Origin of the sequence: Runella sp. SP2 (genome assembly GCF_003711225.1) — a bacterium.
GTDB lineage: Bacteria > Bacteroidota > Bacteroidia > Cytophagales > Spirosomataceae > Runella.
Map to the genome: position 1 here is coordinate 2,703,248 of NZ_CP031030.1, position 16,249 is coordinate 2,719,496.

Annotated in this window: 13 protein-coding genes; 9 read left to right on the top strand and 4 right to left on the bottom strand. The window is 45.0% G+C overall.

All coding sequences use genetic code 11. The features are described from left to right. Positions 1-11 precede the first annotated feature (11 nt). The 6 genes from DTQ70_RS11365 (at position 12) to DTQ70_RS31225 (ending at position 8,236) form a co-directional block, all read left to right on the top strand. Positions 12-1,655, top strand: coding sequence for a RagB/SusD family nutrient uptake outer membrane protein (locus tag DTQ70_RS11365; RefSeq protein WP_122930907.1), 1,644 nt, complete (start codon positions 12-14; stop codon positions 1,653-1,655). A 49-nt stretch (positions 1,656-1,704) separates the two neighbouring features. Continuing rightward, positions 1,705-3,357, top strand: coding sequence for a glycoside hydrolase family 28 protein (locus tag DTQ70_RS11370; protein WP_122930908.1), 1,653 nt, complete (start codon positions 1,705-1,707; stop codon positions 3,355-3,357). A 5-nt stretch (positions 3,358-3,362) separates the two neighbouring features. Then, positions 3,363-4,370 (top strand): pectinesterase family protein, encoded by a 1,008-nt coding sequence (locus tag DTQ70_RS11375; RefSeq protein ID WP_122930909.1) that lies wholly within the window; start codon positions 3,363-3,365, stop codon positions 4,368-4,370. A gap of 278 nt (positions 4,371-4,648) precedes the next feature. After that, on the top strand, positions 4,649-6,277 hold the full coding sequence (locus DTQ70_RS11380) for a glycoside hydrolase 43 family protein (RefSeq protein ID WP_122930910.1): 1,629 nt from the start codon (positions 4,649-4,651) through the stop codon (positions 6,275-6,277). A 146-nt stretch (positions 6,278-6,423) separates the two neighbouring features. Continuing rightward, on the top strand, positions 6,424-7,209 hold the full coding sequence (locus tag DTQ70_RS11385) for an HAD family hydrolase (protein ID WP_122930911.1): 786 nt from the start codon (positions 6,424-6,426) through the stop codon (positions 7,207-7,209). A 55-nt stretch (positions 7,210-7,264) separates the two neighbouring features. Next, positions 7,265-8,236: a peptidylprolyl isomerase gene (locus tag DTQ70_RS31225; protein ID WP_122930912.1), complete on the top strand. Its 972-nt coding sequence runs from the start codon at positions 7,265-7,267 to the stop codon at positions 8,234-8,236. A gap of 80 nt (positions 8,237-8,316) precedes the next feature. On the opposite strand, the gene DTQ70_RS11395 is transcribed toward DTQ70_RS31225, so the two are convergent. From DTQ70_RS11395 to DTQ70_RS11410, 4 genes are all read right to left on the bottom strand, one after another. Continuing rightward, positions 8,317-9,675 (bottom strand): HAMP domain-containing sensor histidine kinase, encoded by a 1,359-nt coding sequence (locus DTQ70_RS11395; protein WP_122930913.1) that lies wholly within the window; start codon positions 9,673-9,675, stop codon positions 8,317-8,319. Beyond that, positions 9,672-10,364: a response regulator transcription factor gene (locus tag DTQ70_RS11400; RefSeq protein ID WP_122930914.1), complete on the bottom strand. Its 693-nt coding sequence runs from the start codon at positions 10,362-10,364 to the stop codon at positions 9,672-9,674. Before DTQ70_RS11400 ends, DTQ70_RS11395 begins: the two co-directional genes overlap by 4 nt. Positions 10,365-10,462: 98 nt before the next feature. Next, positions 10,463-10,816: a hypothetical protein gene (locus DTQ70_RS11405; RefSeq protein WP_164489977.1), complete on the bottom strand. Its 354-nt coding sequence runs from the start codon at positions 10,814-10,816 to the stop codon at positions 10,463-10,465. Positions 10,817-10,893: 77 nt separating this feature from the next. Further along, on the bottom strand, positions 10,894-11,682 hold the full coding sequence (locus DTQ70_RS11410; protein WP_122934371.1) for a prohibitin family protein: 789 nt from the start codon (positions 11,680-11,682) through the stop codon (positions 10,894-10,896). Positions 11,683-11,877: 195 nt separating this feature from the next. Here DTQ70_RS11410 and DTQ70_RS11415 point away from each other — a divergent pair, with 195 nt between their 5' ends. The 3 genes from DTQ70_RS11415 to DTQ70_RS11425 all read left to right on the top strand — a co-directional run bounded on the left by DTQ70_RS11415 (position 11,878) and on the right by DTQ70_RS11425 (position 16,227). After that, positions 11,878-14,373, top strand: a complete 2,496-nt coding sequence (locus DTQ70_RS11415) for a PIG-L family deacetylase (RefSeq protein WP_122930916.1) — start codon at positions 11,878-11,880, stop codon at positions 14,371-14,373. Positions 14,374-14,460: 87 nt separating this feature from the next. Next, positions 14,461-15,057 carry an RNA polymerase sigma factor gene (locus DTQ70_RS11420; RefSeq protein WP_122930917.1) on the top strand — a complete coding sequence of 199 codons (597 nt, stop codon included), beginning with the start codon at positions 14,461-14,463 and terminating at the stop codon, positions 15,055-15,057. Between the two features lie 48 nt (positions 15,058-15,105). After that, entirely contained in the window at positions 15,106-16,227 is a 1,122-nt protein-coding gene (locus DTQ70_RS11425) for a FecR family protein (RefSeq protein WP_122930918.1), read from the top strand. Positions 16,228-16,249 lie beyond the last annotated feature (22 nt).

The window sequence follows — 16,249 nt, forward strand, 5'->3', positions numbered from 1 at the left end:
ATTTAATCATTATGAAATCATACATCAAAAGAACAGGTATTCTTGGGGTATTTTTGCTGACGTTTGCTTCTTGCGAAACCATTCTCGAAGAATACAACCCCAGCGGCCAAACCGCCGAAACCGTTTTTACCACACCCGAAGGCTTTGAAACGTTGGTCAATGCCGCTTATTCCTACCAACGCTGGTGGTATGGTAAAGAAGAAGGATACAATATCGCCGAAACAGGTACTGATATTTGGACGTCTGGCGCGGGGGAAGTGTATCGTGATTTGACCCAATACCTCAACCTTCAAAGTAATAATGCCGCCCTCACTAACCTTTGGAGAGAGCTTTATGCCGCCGTCAACCTTTGCAATGGTGGTATAAATCGAATCAACAAAGCAGGTTTATCCACCACCCTCCGTCCTGTTAGGGAAGGTGAACTTCGTTTTTTAAGGGCATTTTACTACTGGCATATTGTCGAGACGTGGGGCGATGTTCATTTCACAACCGAAGAAACTAATGGCATTGTCGCCACTGCCAATCGTACGCCCGTGGATAAGTTTTATGCCTTGATTTTTGAAGATTTGAAATTTGCCGTGGCCAACTTACCCGTCACCCAAGCCCAATACGGCCGCGCTACCAAAGGCGCAGCGCAAGCATTTTTGGCTCGGATGTACTTGACCCGTGGGATGAACAAAGAAGCCCTCGAAATGGCCCAAGCAGTGATTAGCTCTAACACCTATAAATTGGAAGCTAACTACGCTGATTTATGGAAAATGACGAACCTCAAAAACAAAGAAGTAATCCACGCCATTGATTACTCTACCAATTTGGCCATCAACGATTTAGCTAACTCCACATCCAACCCTTACGGGCATGGTCGTGGAAGTAACAATGGGCACTTACTTTTCTTGATGAAATACGATGACCGCCCAGGCATGATACGAGATGTGACCAACGGACGACCGTTCAACCGATACATGCCTACGCAGTTTTTGTTGGATTTGTACAGTGACAACGACGCCCGCTACGAAGGGTCATTTATGGAAGTTTGGTACGCCAATGCCACCTCTCGCCCTGCTGGAATGGCCATTGGCGACACTGCCGTGGTTTGTACGCGAAAAGAAGTTGCGGATGCCTTTGAAAAAACCCGTAAATACCAAACCTACGACCGCAGCAAAATTTATAACACCAATGGCTTGGTAAAAGACAACCTGCGTTATCCAACACTTGCTAAATTCATGGATGCCACCCGCCCTAGCCTTAACGAAGCCCAAAGTGCCCGTGATGTGTTTGTGATTCGGTTGGCCGAAGTATATCTGATTGCTGCCGAAGCCCAAATGAAACTAGGCGATACCAAAGCTGCCGCCGATTTAATCAACATCGTTCGGACGCGAGCGGCCAAAACGGGTAAAACGGCGGCGATGCAAATTACTCCTGCGCAGGTAACGCTTGATTTCATCCTCGATGAAAGAGCTCGTGAACTGGCGGGCGAGCAAATCAGATGGTTCGATTTGAAAAGAACAGGTAAGTTGATAGAACGTATCAAAGCCTACGCACCTGACAACGCCATCAACTTGCAAGAGCACCATACTGTACGTCCAATTCCTCAAACGCAATTGGACGCCGTGACCAACAAAACTGAGTTTGCCCAAAACAAAGGTTATCAATAACAAGCCAAAACAGGTATCGACACCCTCGGTACCTGTTTTTTTACATCGAATGAAACCACTACATTTTTTTTCTGTCGCTACCCTGTTAGCATTTGCTTCTTCTGCGCTTTTGGCGCAATCCACCACACCCTATAGTTGGAAAAATCTACCAAAAGTTGCCCAACCTGTCTTTCGTAAGGATACCATTAACATCACCCGTTTTGGCGCAAAGCCCGACGGCATGACGCTTAATACGCAAGCCATCAACACCGCAATTGAGGAGTGTAGCAAAAAAGGTGGCGGCGTCGTATTGGTACCTCCAGGGCTTTGGCTCACGGGCCCTGTTGTTCTCAAAAGCAACGTAAATCTGCACCTAAAAAAAACAGCTACGTTACTTTTCACCACCGACAAAACGCAGTACGCCATCGTTGAAGGCGTGTATGAAGGCAAAAGTGCCGCGCGAAATCAATCCCCGATTTCGGGCAAAAACCTCGAAAACGTGGCCATTACGGGGCAAGGAATTGTGGATGGCAACGGCGATGTTTGGCGCGCTGTCAACAAAAGTCAACTCACTGAAAGCCAATGGAAAGAGAAAGTGGCTTCGGGAGGCGTGTTGAAAGACGACGGCAAAACGTGGTATCCAAGCGAGCAATTTAAGCAAGCCAGCGTGGGCAACAAAAGTATGTTGTTAGTACCTGGCAAATCGCTCAACGATTTTATGGACATGAAGGACTTTTTGCGTCCGAATTTAGTGGTTTTGACCAATTGCAAAAAAGTCTTGCTGGAAGGAGTTACCTTCCAAAACTCGCCTGCGTGGTGCTTGCATCCGTTGATGTGCCAAGATTTAACCTTGCGGAATCTGTTCGTTAAAAACCCCGAATATGCACACAATGGCGACGGCATGGACATCGAATCTTGTAAAAACTTCCTCATCGAAGGCTGCACCCTCGACGTAGGCGACGACGCCATTTGTATCAAATCGGGCAAAGACGAAGAAGGACGTAAGCGCGGAATACCCACCGAAAATGGTATTATTCGCTACAATACGGTCTATAACGGACACGGTGGGTTTGTGGTAGGTAGCGAAATGAGCGGCGGCGCTCGCTACTTATTTGTACATGATTGTACGTTTATGGGTACGGATAAAGGGCTGCGATTCAAATCGGTACGGGGTCGTGGCGGGGTCGTAGAGCATATTTATGCCAAAAACATTTTCATGAAAAATATCGCCCAAGAAGCTATTTTTTTTGATATGTACTATTTTGTCAAATTTGCGACCGATAGTCCCCGCGACGAACGCCCTGAAGTCAACGAAGGTACGCCGATTTTCCGCCACATGAAATTCGAGAATATTGTGTGTAACGGTGCAGAGAAAGGCATTTTTGTCCGTGGTCTTCCCGAAATGCCCATTGAAGATATTCAAATGGAAAACCTAACGCTCCAAACCCAAGTCGGGGCTGAATTGGTAGATGCCAAAGGGATTTCTATCAAAAACGCGCAACTCGAATCGGTTAAAACCAAACCTGTTATCTCCGTCTTAAACAGTAGCTTATTAACGTTCGACGGTATTCAATATGCTCAAAATTCGGACGTATTGTTTTCCATCAACGGCAAACGCACCCAAAACATCAGCGTTAAGAATACTGAGTTTAAAAACACCAAAACCAAGGCGGAGTTTTTAGAGGGTGCATCTGAAAAAGAACTGATTTTTACCAATAAATAACGTCCATGTTTCGATACTTACTTTTTTGCCTCTGCCTTTGCACGCATTTTATTTTTGCCCAATCTACTACCCCACCGCCGCCCACCTATCCCACCAAATTTGTGGTAGCCCAAGACGGTAGCGGTGATTACAAAACCATCCAAGAAGCCGTCAATAACTTTCGTGACCACTCCCAGGTACGCGTTACGTTGTACATCAAAAATGGGGTGTACAACGAAAAGCTCGTCATTCCAGCTTGGAAACCCAATATTCACCTCATTGGTGAGAGCAAAGAAGGCGTTGTGATTACAGGCAATGATTATTCGGGTAAATCATATCCCAATGGAAGCAAAGACGCCACAGGAAAAGACAAGTTTAGTACCTATACTTCCTTTGTTGTCTTGGTAGATGCTCCTGATGTCATTATTGAAAACCTAACCATTCAAAACACGGCAGGGCGCGTGGGGCAAGCAGTTGCTTTACACGTAGAAGGCGACCGTTTTGTGTGCAAAAACTGTGTTTTAAGAGGGAACCAAGATACCCTTTTTTCCGCCCGCGAAGGTAGCCGTCAGTACTACCAGAACTGCTACATTGAAGGAACGACCGATTTTATTTTCGGAAAATCAATTGCCATTTTCGATAAATGTACCATTCATAGCCTTACCAATTCGTTTATTACGGCTGCGGCAACACCCCCTTACCAACCTTTTGGGTTTGTCTTTTTCGACTGTAAACTCACCGCAGCGCCCGAAGCCAAAAAAGTATATTTGGGCAGACCTTGGCGACCTTATTCCCAAACCCTATTTATCCGCACCGAAATGGGGAATCATATCACCCCCGAAGGTTGGGACAATTGGCGAAATCCAGAAAATGAAAAAACGACTTTATACGCCGAATACGCGTCAACTGGCGAGGGCGGAAAAACCGAAAACCGAGTCAAATGGAGCAAACAGCTTTCTACCAAAGACCTGAAAAAATATACCTTAGATAAAATTCTATCGGGCAACGACTCAACTGGAAAATGGTGGAAGTAACCGTGCGGGAGGTTTCTCAAAACCTGCCACAGTGCTGGAGGTTTCTCAAAACCTCCACTCAAGCTTGCTCTGGAGGCGGAATTCTGAGAAACCCTGCCACAGTGCTGGAGGTTTCTCAAAACCTCTACTCAAGCTTGCTCTGGAGGCGGAATTCTGAGAAACCCTGCCACAGTGCTGGAGGTTTCTCAAAACCTCCACTCAAGCTTGCTCTGGAGCGGGGTTTTGAGAAACCCCTGCCACAGTGCAACCTAGTCTTCACTCAAATTAAATCCGACAATATGAATTTAAAAAATACCTTGAGCGCATTGCTCAGTTCCGTCATCTTTGTTGCCCAAGCCCAGCAACCAAATATATCCAACGTATGGGTATCTGACCTTGGCAATGGAACTTACAAAAATCCCGTTCTCCACGCAGATTATTCTGACCCTGATGCCTGTCGAGTGGGCAATGATTTTTACATGATTGCCTCTAGTTTTGATGCCGTACCAGGCTTACCCATTCTTCATTCCAACGATTTAGTCAATTGGAAACTCATTAGTCATGCCCTCAAGCGACAGCCTCCATTCGACCATTTTTCAAAGACGCAACACGGAAATGGCGTTTGGGCACCTGCCATTCGGCACCACAAAGGCGAATTTTACATTTACTATCCCGACCCAGATTTTGGGATTTATTTGACCAAAGCCAAAAATCCAACGGGGCCTTGGTCAGCACCCGTATTGGTCGAAGGAGGCAAAGGCTTAATTGATCCTTGCCCGTTTTGGGACGAAGACGGACAAGCTTATTTAGCACACGGTTGGGCAGGTAGTCGCGCGGGCATCAAAAGCATTCTGACCATCAAAAAAATGAACCCTGAAGGAACGGCGGTGCTCGATGAAGGTGTGATTGTCTATGATGGTCACGAAAAAGACCCCACCGTTGAAGGCCCTAAAATGTACAAACGCAACGGCTATTATTACCTTTTTGCTCCCGCAGGCGGTGTAGCAACGGGTTGGCAACTGGTGCTTCGTTCTAAAAACATCTATGGGCCTTACGAACGAAAAGTGGTAATGTCGCAAGGAAATACCCCCATCAACGGCCCACACCAAGGCGCTTGGGTGGATACACCATCGGGCGAACATTGGTTTTTGCATTTTCAGGACAAAGGAGTGTATGGTCGCGTAGTTCACCTCCAACCCATGAAATGGACCAACGATTGGCCCGTAATTGGGACTGATAAAGACGGCGACGGCAACGGTGAACCCGTAGTTTCGTATAAAAAACCCAATGTTGGTAAAACTCACCCTGTCATCACTCCCCCCGAATCCGACGAATTTAACACGATTCAGCTTGGGCTTCAATGGCAGTGGCAGGCCAACCCTAAAAGCACTTGGCACACGACAAGTAATCTTGGTTTTCTGAGACTTTATTCCGACAAAATCCCCGACGACGCCAAAAACTTCTGGGACGTCCCTAATCTTCTTATGCAGAAATTTCCCGCCGAAAACTTTACCGCAACCACCAAACTCACTTTTAGCCCCAATTCAAAACTAGAAAATGAAAAAACGGGGCTTATTATTATGGGTAAAAGCTACGCGAGTGTCGGGCTAAAGTCCTCGAAAAATGGGGAGGTTTCACTAATATATACCGTTTGTAAAAAAGCCTCTGATAAAGCTCTCGAAGAAGAAACGGTCATAGGTACGGTGGAGAAAGGGAAACCTGTTTACTTGCGCGTTAAAGTCAGCCAAGGGGGAAAGTGCCAATTTAGTTACAGTACAGATGGCGAGCGTTTCACCGATTGCAGCGGAGTTTTTACGGCCGAAGTCGGTCTGTGGATTGGAACCAAAATGGGCATTTTCTGCACCCGTACCACCCAAATCAACGATTCAGGATATGCTGATTTTGATTGGTTTCGGGTAACGCCTTAGCATGTAAATTTGAACCATATAAGACATATAAGGGATTATAAGAAAAACTTATATGTTCTTATGTGTCTTATATGGTTCAGTTTTTTATCATTGTTTTAGAAGAATTTGTGCAATTTTGAGCCTCATTTCACCATTATTCGCATTCAATGACCGATATTAGGCTCATCGCAACGGACATGGACGGTACGTTGCTCAATTCAAAAGGCGAACTCGACGCTTCATTTTTCCCCCTCTTTTCACGGCTACGAGCACAAGGAATTCTGTTTGCCACTGCCAGCGGGCGACAGTATTACAACCTTGCTAAGTACTTCGACGCCATCAAGGATGACATGTTTTTTGTGGCAGAAAACGGCAGTTACGTCATGCACCGCGACCAAGAACTGTATGTTCAATCGCTAGAACTTTCGATGGCGCGTCAAATGATTGAAATAGCCCGTAACATTCCCAATACGTACACTATTTTATGTGGCAAGAAAAAAGCGTACGTTGAAAGTAATGTCCCCAAATTTTGGGACCAAGTAATCAGGCATTTTGAACAGTACGAACTTGTTGAAGATTTAACCACCATTGAGGATGACGAATGCCTCAAAATTAGCCTATGCGATTTTGACGGTTCTGCCAACAATAGTTATTCCTACTTCAAACCATTTGAAAACGACTTACAAGTTAAGGTATCGAGCGGCAAATGGCTTGACATTTCGCACAAATTGGCCAACAAAGGTCAGGCTATCAAAGTATTACAAGAACGCTACGGCATCACACCCGAGCAAACCATGGTCTTTGGTGACTACCTCAACGACCTCGAAATGATGAAACAAGCCCACCATTCGTACGCCATGGAAAACGCCCACCCTGCCATCAGGGAAGCGGCTCGTTTTCAGGCAAAATCCAACGATGAAAAAGGCGTTTTTGAGGTTTTAGAGAAAATTTGAGGAACTTTGACACCCAATTCTTGCTTTTGATAGTATTAACTTTTTGCATAAATAAATGACTGGAAAAGAAGGAATCTACGCCATATTCGACACCGCAAAGGGCGAAATTACCGTAGAGTTATTGTACGAAAAATGCCCCATGACGGTGGCCAATTTTGTAGGTCTGGCCGAGGGAACAATGGAAAACAGCGCTAAACCGTTGGGACAACCGTTTTACGACGGACTTAAATTCCACCGTGTAATCAGTAAAGTCAACGGCGATAGCTCTGATTTTATGGTTCAAGGTGGCGACCCACAAGGCACTGGTTCTGGCGGACCAGGTTACCGTTTCCCCGACGAAATTGATGCTACATTACGCCACGACCGCCCAGGGGTATTGTCGATGGCAAACGCTGGCCCAGGCACCAACGGTAGTCAGTTTTTTATTACACACGTGCCAACTCCTTGGCTCGACGGCAAACATACCGTTTTTGGTTTCGTCATTGAGGGCCAAGAAGTGGTCAATCAAATGAAAACCAACGATGCCATCAATGCCGTAAAAATTGTTCGTCAAGGCGAAAAAGCCCAAGCTTTTAAAGCCGACAAAGCAGCGCTTGAGGCCCACATTGGCCAGCTTGCCGAAAAACAAAAAGAAGCCGAAAAAGCCGAAGTAGAAACGTTTAAGCAATGGGTATTGGCCAACTACCCAACGGCACAATTTACCGCTTCGGGACTTGGATACGTCGTAAACAGTGAAGGAACGGGAAAAGAAGCAGTAGCTGGTAAAAACGTTTCGGTACACTACACAGGCTCTTTCCAAAACGGCCAAGTGTTTGATTCATCACATTCACGCCGTCAGCCCATTGACTTTCGTTTGGGCGAGGGTCGCGTTATCAAAGGCTGGGACGAAGGTATTGCTTTGATGAAGGAAGGCGCAAAATATACACTTTTGATTCCTTACCAGCTTGGCTACGGTAAAAATGGCTACGGGCCAATTCCTGCCAAAGCCACGCTCATTTTTGAGACAGAGTTGGTGAAGGTTGGGTAATAGTGCAACTACTTTGAACCATATAAGACAATAAGAGATTATAAGAAAAAACTTATATGCCCTTATATGTCTTATATGGTTCAGAAAGGCAGTGTCATTATAAAAGTTGTCCCCGCTTCAAGGGTCGAATATACCTGCAAATGACCGTGGTGAAGCAAAACAATGCGCTCCGTCAGCGGCAAACCAATACCGTGTCCATTGATATTGCGCGAGTTAATTCCTCGCCGAAAAGGCTTAAAAATAGTAGGCAATTCGGTTTGGGTAATGGGCGGGCCAATGTTATGAAAATGCAACTCAATGGTATTTCTTAGCACCTGAAAGCGAACGGTAACGCTATGATTTGGGGAAAATTTACACCCATTCTCTACCAAATTGACCAACGCAATTTTGAGCAGTGCTTCGTTTCCTTCGACCACAAAATGAGAGTTTGTTTCTGAAAACTCACTCAAGTCCACTTTCACCGTATAATGCGGATAAACCTTCAACAACTCACTACGAACCTGCCAAAATATTTCATCAATAGGTACTTTTTCAAATTTCACTACTGATTCATCCATGCTCACTTTGGCCAAAGCCAACAACCCATTGGAAAGTTGGTTGAGCTGGCGCACATCTTCCAGTACCGACATCAACGTTTCTTGCCATTCTTTGGGGTCTTCGTCCATCAATGCCACTTCTATCTGTCCCGTAATTGCCGTCAGGGGCGTTCTCAACTCGTGCGAGGCATTCGACACAAAAGCACGTTGCAGTTTAAAACCCTCCTCCAACCGATCCAACATACGATTAAAACGCACAGCCAATTGTCCAATCTCATCTTGTTTATTAGCTACATCTACCCGTAAATCAAGCCGATTGGTTGAAATTTGATCTACCCTTCCGATGAGTTTTTTAAGCGGTAACAAGGCGCGATAGGCATATACCCAACCCACAAAAAACACCACAAAACTTGCCAACAGCCAGCCAACTGCAAGCACCAAGAGCAAATTACGGTTTTTGCGAAACCCATAAATATCAACGCCCGAAGCAAGCACGACAAGGTGGTTATGTTCATCTACAAACAAAACCCCAACCACTTCACGCCCCTTTTGCACCCAACGAACCTCCTTTTCTTCCCGAACTTGTTGTAAAAGCGCTTTTGTCACCTGCAAATAATCGGTACCACTTTCGTAAACCAATGAATCTTGGTCGTTATAAATGATAATTTCCTCCTCCGTCAAAACGGTTAAATGATTTTTATCCAATAGCTTAAAAAGCTCTAAACTAACCGTTTCTGTCCCGAAGAGCAACTGAGCCGACGTGGTAGCTTCGGCCTTGAGTCGTTCGTAAAACTCATTGCTACGGTGCCGCTCCGATAACAAATAAATAACTACACAAAACACCAACAACAGCGCGGAAACTACCGCAGTAAAAAGAAGCGTGAGTCGCCCACGAATGGTCATTTTTCTTTCAAAGTATAACCCATCCCTACGACGGTATGAATGAGTTTAGTGGGAGATTCTTTGTCAATTTTTTTACGTAAATAATTGATATACACTTCGATAAAGTTTGTTCCTGTATCAAAATCTATGTCCCAAACCTGCTCGGCGATGTCCATTTTTGAAACAACCCGACCACGGTTTCGCATCAAATACTCCAGCAGAGCAAATTCTTTGGCAGTAAGTTCTATCGTGTTTCCGCCACGAAGTGCCAGTTTTTGATCTAAATCCAACTCTAAATCAGCAACCTTTAATCGATTGGTAGGTTGCTCATTTGATTTTTGAGAACGTTTGAGCAAAGCCCGCAACCGCGCGACGAGTTCCATAAAATCGAAAGGTTTTACGAGATAATCGTCAACCCCCGCGTCAAACCCTGCCAGTTTATCGGCAGTGGTATCAAGCGCCGTCAGCATGAGAATAGGCACATCTGGATTCTTAGTGCGTACGTAAGTCGCCAATTCAACCCCATCCATGTGGGGTAAATTTACGTCCAGAATGAGCAAATCATAGCTACTTTGATCAAAAAAATGCTGCCCCTCACGACCGTCTTCTGCTATTTCGACGGCAAAACTGTGTTTTTCTAGTCCTTTCTTAATAAAAGCAGCAACTTTTGCTTCGTCTTCTACCAAGAGAAGGTGTGGTGTATTCTCCATATTTATAACAACCTACTTTAAGCGATAAACAAATGTATGTGCAAGATGTTAAATTTTCACTACCAGGCAATTAGAAGTATATTAGAAATGGTTTTTTATCAAAATTTCTCCAAATCATCCTTAAACTTTTCCATAAAATTGATTTCTCTTGGTGATATTCTATTATCGGCTTCCATAATTTGTTCCATCACAGTAAGCAGTTTAGATTTCACTTCGGGAGTCAGTTTTCCTCGATGTTTTCGGAAACAATCCATTGCAAAATGATACGCTTCTTCTGTCGTAGAATTATGATGTTCTCGCAATAAAAAAGTATTTATTGCTTGAATCCCGTGAGGCTTTTGTTCTAGTAAAATATAACGAGCACTCAACGAGTCCAACGAGCGTTCTTGGCCATCAGCCTTAATAAGCGCATAAGCTGCGCTACCGAGTCCAGAAAATATGTAAGGTGACATACGCATATTAGTTTTGTTGTAAAAAGAGAGGGCAAGTAAAGACTCGCCCCATCTAACCTCAATACAGCCATTAAACATTATTGAATTTTATCGGGTCCAATCAGCATTGGGGTTGTACCGTTGGTAATTATTACCTTTGAATTTGGCGAAGTTGACAGTTTATTAAATGCTTCAATGGATTTAAACTGAATCAGCATAGGCGTCAACCCTTCATTAATTATTTTTTGCGCATCTCGTATTCCTTCGGCCTCAATAATTCTACGCTGGGCTTCTTGTCGTTCTTTGTCGAGGACAAATTGCATTCGCTGCGCGTCTTGTTCTGCTTCTAGCTTATCTTCAATTGCTTTGGCAAGTCCTGTAGGCAATACGATACTTTTTAAGAGGACTGCTTCAACGACAAAGCCACGATTTTGCAACTGCAACATCATTTGCTCTTTAATGGCACTTTCTATGGCCGCCCTCTGACCAGTGTGCATATCTTTGGCATAAAAACGAGACGATACATCGGCTACAGCCGACCTAAACACGGGAAGCATTACTACTTGTTCGTAGTTTTGTCCAAGTTTTTCAATAATTTGAGGCGCATCTTTTCCTACTACTCGATATAGAATTGATACATCTGACTGAACAGTTAAACCTTCTTTTGAAGGTAGTGGCGAACGCACTTCAATGTTCATTGTACGGGTAGGTACTTTTATAATACGGGTAACAAAAGGATTGAAGCCTTTGAGCCCTTCATTCACTGGCGTAGGCTGAATTTTCCCGAGTTTTCGCTGAACGCCAACTTCTCCTTGTCGAATAACGACACAACTGCTTGTTAAACAAGCCAGTATAAAAAAAACGGCAGCATGATTTAATGTTTTCATAGTTGCTAATGAATCAAGTGAACGAAAATTTGTTTTCATGTTTAGAATGTAACAAAAGTATTAACCGTAACTTAAAACCAGCTTATAACTACATTAGAGGACTATTAGAAAACAATGCCAATCACGCTTTGGAGGCGTATCATATTTTCATCAGATTTTGTAGTTTTGTCAAAATACTCGCAAACCGTCTAAACCATGAGAAAACCCCTATTTCTTTTTCATTGCTTGTTGCTTACCACAATTTGTCACTTCATCCACGCCCAAGTAAAACCCCTCACCTCGAGTGAAATTTTACTGAACCTAAAAAAATTGAATGTAGTGGGTAGTGCCATGCACATTGCCGCTCACCCCGACGACGAAAATACCCTCCTACTCACCTATTTATCCAAAGAAAGGCTCGTAAAGACGCAGTACCTCGCCCTTACCCGTGGCGATGGTGGCCAAAACCTCATCGGCCCCGAACAAGGCGAATACATTGGGATTATTCGTACGCAAGAATTATTGGCCGCTCGTCGGATTGACGGCGCAGAGCAGCTTTTCTCGCGGGCATACGATTTTGGATTCTCAAAAACCCGCGAAGAAACCTTGAAGTTTTGGGGGGAAAATAACGTGCTGTCGGATGTCGTATATCACATTCGTAAAAACCAGCCCGATGTTCTTATTACACGTTTTCCGCCAGATGCCCGCGCAGGGCACGGTCACCACAACTCTTCGGCCTTTTTGGCTGAAATTGCCTTTAAAATGGCAGGTGACCCAACAAAATTTCCTGAACAACTCAAAGAAGTACAAACTTGGCAGCCCAAGCGCATCGTCTGGAACTCGTTTTCGCCAGGTTTTAATAACCAAAAGCCTACTGACAAAGGCACATTCATAACGGTGGACATTGGCGGCTATAACCCACTTATCGGAAAATCGCACGCCGAAATCGCCGCCGAAAGCCGAAGTTCGCACAAAAGTCAAGGGTTTGGCTCGGGAGCCAACCGCAATGCCCGCGTCGATTTTATGCTTCACAAAGACGGGGTTCCTGCCGAAAAAGATTTGTTTGACGGTGTCGATCTTACTTGGAGCCGCGTCAAAGGCAGCGAGCAAGTAGCCCAGCTCATCGACCAAGCCATCCGCAATTACAACGTGAGTTACCCAGCTTCGTCAGTACCTGTTTTGGTGAAAATTTATGAAGAATTGGGCAAACTCGACGCAAAAAACTTGTATGTACAACAAAAAAAGGCCGAAGTGGAAGTTTTGCTTCAAAATTGCCTTGGCCTTTGGTTTGAAACAAATCCGACGGATTATGCTGTGGCCGTGGGCGACCGCGCACCGCTGAAAGTTAGCGTTGTTAAGCGCAGCGATTTCCCCATCAAACTCACTCGTTTACAGTTTATTGGGGCATCAAAAGACACTACTCTGACGTTGGAAATGAAAAACAACGAGCTTTCAGTGTTTTCGTTTGCGCCTACCGTTCCTGCCAACACGCCCATCAGCCAGCCTTATTGGTTGGTCAAACCTATCAAAGACGGGGCATTTCAGATTGATGACCAATCAAAACTTTCAACACCTGAAAATATCCCAACCCTCCAAACGGCGTTTACGTTTGAAATTAGTGGACAAAAATTCACCTTCACGAAACCGTGGGTTTTTAAATCAACCGACCCCGTGGACGGCGAAGTTTATCGTCCGTTTGAAATTCGGCCAGAGGCTACCGCAAACGTTTCGGAAAAAGTATATGTTTTTGCTGACAATCAACCCAAAACGGTGGATATCGTAGTGAAAGCCCACCGCGCCAATGTAAAAGGTACGTTGACGTTTGACGTACCTGCGGGCTGGCGCGTAGAACCTATGCAATTGCCGTTTGAAATGCGAGAAAAATACCAAGAGCAAACGGTTTCGGTCAAAGTATTCCCATCGGCCCAGCAAAGTGACGTCAAGCTCAAAGTGATTACCAAGACTGACAACGGCGAAAATTCGTACAGCCTTCGTTCGGTAGAATACAAGCACATTCCTACCCAAACCATTTATCCAAGTGCAACCACCGCTTTGGTAAAATTGGACATCAAAAACAAGGCAAAAAACATTGGATACATTGCGGGTGCGGGCGACGAAGTTCCAGCAGCACTTCGCCAAATGGGCTGCCAAGTGACGTTGCTCGATGAAGGGGCACTCAACAAAAACTTGTCAGTTTATGATGCCATCGTGGTAGGTGTGCGCGCTTACAACACCGAAGAACGCATCAAATATTTTCAACCAAAACTGATGGAATACGTCAAAAATGGCGGTACAATGGTGGTTCAATACGTGACAGCGGGTGGTTTTGGAAATACACTCAAGGTACAAGAAATGGGGCCGTATCCGTTCAAAGTTGGCCGCGACCGCGTGACCGAAGAAGATGCCGAAATGCGGATTTTACAACCTGCTCACCCGATTTTGAATACGCCTAATAAAATAACAACCAAAGATTTTGAAGGTTGGATACAAGAACGGGGAATCTATTTTGCCGTAGAGTGGGACAAAAATTACGTGCCCCTTTTCTCGGCCAACGACACAGGCGATGCAGCCAAAGAAGGAAGTTTGATTTATACCCAATACGGAAAAGGCCACTTCATTTACACAGGCATCGTATTTTTCCGCGAATTACCTGCTGGCGTGCCTGGGGCTTATCGTTTGTTTGCCAATATGATTTCGTTGGGAAAGAAATAACCCAATGACAAGATTGACTAGCCTCTGAGACTACGATTAAAACCCGTACTTCGGAGGCTAGTCCGTTTATATACCCAAAGAATTAACATGGACACCCCCATCGACGAGCAACAACTTTGGCAGGATTTTCAGCAGGGTGACGACGACGCATATACCCAGCTCTATCGCCTCCACGTCAGGGCCATGTACCGTTACGGGCTTAGTTTAGTACCTGTTTCTGAAGCATTTGTCTTAGATTGTATTCACGATGTATTTGCCGAAATTTGGGCAAAAAAAACACGCCTTACGGTTCCAGAAAACGTTCGGTATTACTTGCTCAAATCCCTCAAAACCCGCATTTTACACCTTCTCAAACGCCATGAGCGTCCGCATCTATTTGTTTCTCAACCCGATTTTGATGACCTCTGGGCCGAGCCTTCGAGCGATGAACTCCTGATGCAAGAAGAGGAGTCTTTTGATCGAGAACAGTTAATCAAACGCCTTGTTAGCCAACTCCCCCCGCGTCAGCAGGAAGCCATACGACTACGTTTTGTGGAAAATATGGAATACACCCAAATCGCCGAGCTCCTCTCCATGAATCGGCAATCTGCTCAAAATCTGGTCTTTAGGGCAGTCGAAAAATTAAGAAGCTGGCTGCTGCCTTCTCTTTTTTACATTTTTCAAGTTTTTTTTAACAGTAAGTGAGTATAGAAGCGAGGGATTGGTCATCTACGGACAAAAATCCTAAACACTGTGCCAAACCAATACGCTTTTTACTCGGCAGCAGATTTTGTCATCGACGATGCTTTTTTAAAGCACCAACTTACGCCCACCCCTGCTTCAACCGACTGGTGGAATAGCTGGCTTGCTGAAAACCCGTCCCAACAAGAAGAATGGAACAAAGCAGTGCAGTTGCTCGAAGCCGTGCGTTTGGGATTGAACGATTATACCCGTACCTACCTCACCCCCGAAACCGAAGCGATGTTATTGTCGCGCATTCAGGCCACCAACCGCCTGCATGACGAAGAGGAAGCGCCCACTCGCTCGCTGTGGAGTCAGCCGTGGATTCGGTACGTGGCAGCGGCCAGTGTGGTAGGTTTGATAGGTATCGGCTGGTGGGGGCAGCAGTCATTTCAGCGCCGTACCCAACCCTACCAAGCATACGTAGCAACCCTCGATGAGTCAAAAATTGAGAAGGTAAACCAAGGCGATAAGCCTCTTTATTTTCAGCTCCCTGACGGCTCGAAAGTCACCCTTTTTGCCAAAAGTCGTTTGAGTTTTGACCATTTTTTTGGAAAAAAAAATCGCAGTGTTTATTTGTCGGGAAAAGCCTTTTTTGAGGTCAAAAAACAGCCAAATTCGCCATTTTTCGTGTATGCCAACGAACTTGTTACCAAGGTATTAGGCACCAGTTTTGTGGTACAAGCATACCCCAACGACAAACAAGTGGAAGTCCAAGTAAAGACGGGCAAAGTATCGGTATTTACCCAAAACGACCCCTCAAAAGCCCAAAAGTTGAGCAACCGCGAATTGGAAGGAATTGTGTTGACTCCTAACCAACAAATTACGCTCAACCGGCAAGAACTCCGACTGGCGAGGGCTTTGGTACCCGAGCCCCAGCTTTTGGCTCAGCCTATTCCCCTGCCCGCATTTGAGTTTGAAGAAGCACCCGTTCCGCAGGTGTTAGACCTCATTGAAAAAGCTTATGGCATCCATATTGTCTATGATGCCGAGCTTCTCTCCTCTTGCACCCTCACGGCTTCACTTTCGGAGGAATCGCTCGCCCAAAAAATCAAACTGATTTGCCAAGCAATAGACGCCACCTCCGAAACCATTGATGCTCAAATTATTATTTACTCCAAAGGTTGCCATTAGTTCCACTCTTTATATCCATTTT

What these genes read in the sequence shown, in the direction of transcription:
- DTQ70_RS11365 (WP_122930907.1), top strand. Translation starts at nt 12, where the DNA reads ATGAAATCATACATCAAAAGAACAGGTATTCTTGGGGTATTTTTGCTG.
- DTQ70_RS11370 (WP_122930908.1), top strand. Translation starts at nt 1,705, where the DNA reads ATGAAACCACTACATTTTTTTTCTGTCGCTACCCTGTTAGCATTTGCT.
- DTQ70_RS11375 (WP_122930909.1), top strand. Translation starts at nt 3,363, where the DNA reads ATGTTTCGATACTTACTTTTTTGCCTCTGCCTTTGCACGCATTTTATT.
- DTQ70_RS11380 (WP_122930910.1), top strand. Translation starts at nt 4,649, where the DNA reads ATGAATTTAAAAAATACCTTGAGCGCATTGCTCAGTTCCGTCATCTTT.
- DTQ70_RS11385 (WP_122930911.1), top strand. Translation starts at nt 6,424, where the DNA reads ATGACCGATATTAGGCTCATCGCAACGGACATGGACGGTACGTTGCTC.
- DTQ70_RS31225 (WP_122930912.1), top strand. Translation starts at nt 7,265, where the DNA reads ATGACTGGAAAAGAAGGAATCTACGCCATATTCGACACCGCAAAGGGC.
- DTQ70_RS11395 (WP_122930913.1), bottom strand. Translation starts at nt 9,675, where the DNA reads ATGACCATTCGTGGGCGACTCACGCTTCTTTTTACTGCGGTAGTTTCC.
- DTQ70_RS11400 (WP_122930914.1), bottom strand. Translation starts at nt 10,364, where the DNA reads ATGGAGAATACACCACACCTTCTCTTGGTAGAAGACGAAGCAAAAGTT.
- DTQ70_RS11405 (WP_164489977.1), bottom strand. Translation starts at nt 10,816, where the DNA reads ATGTCACCTTACATATTTTCTGGACTCGGTAGCGCAGCTTATGCGCTT.
- DTQ70_RS11410 (WP_122934371.1), bottom strand. Translation starts at nt 11,682, where the DNA reads ATGAAAACATTAAATCATGCTGCCGTTTTTTTTATACTGGCTTGTTTA.
- DTQ70_RS11415 (WP_122930916.1), top strand. Translation starts at nt 11,878, where the DNA reads ATGAGAAAACCCCTATTTCTTTTTCATTGCTTGTTGCTTACCACAATT.
- DTQ70_RS11420 (WP_122930917.1), top strand. Translation starts at nt 14,461, where the DNA reads ATGGACACCCCCATCGACGAGCAACAACTTTGGCAGGATTTTCAGCAG.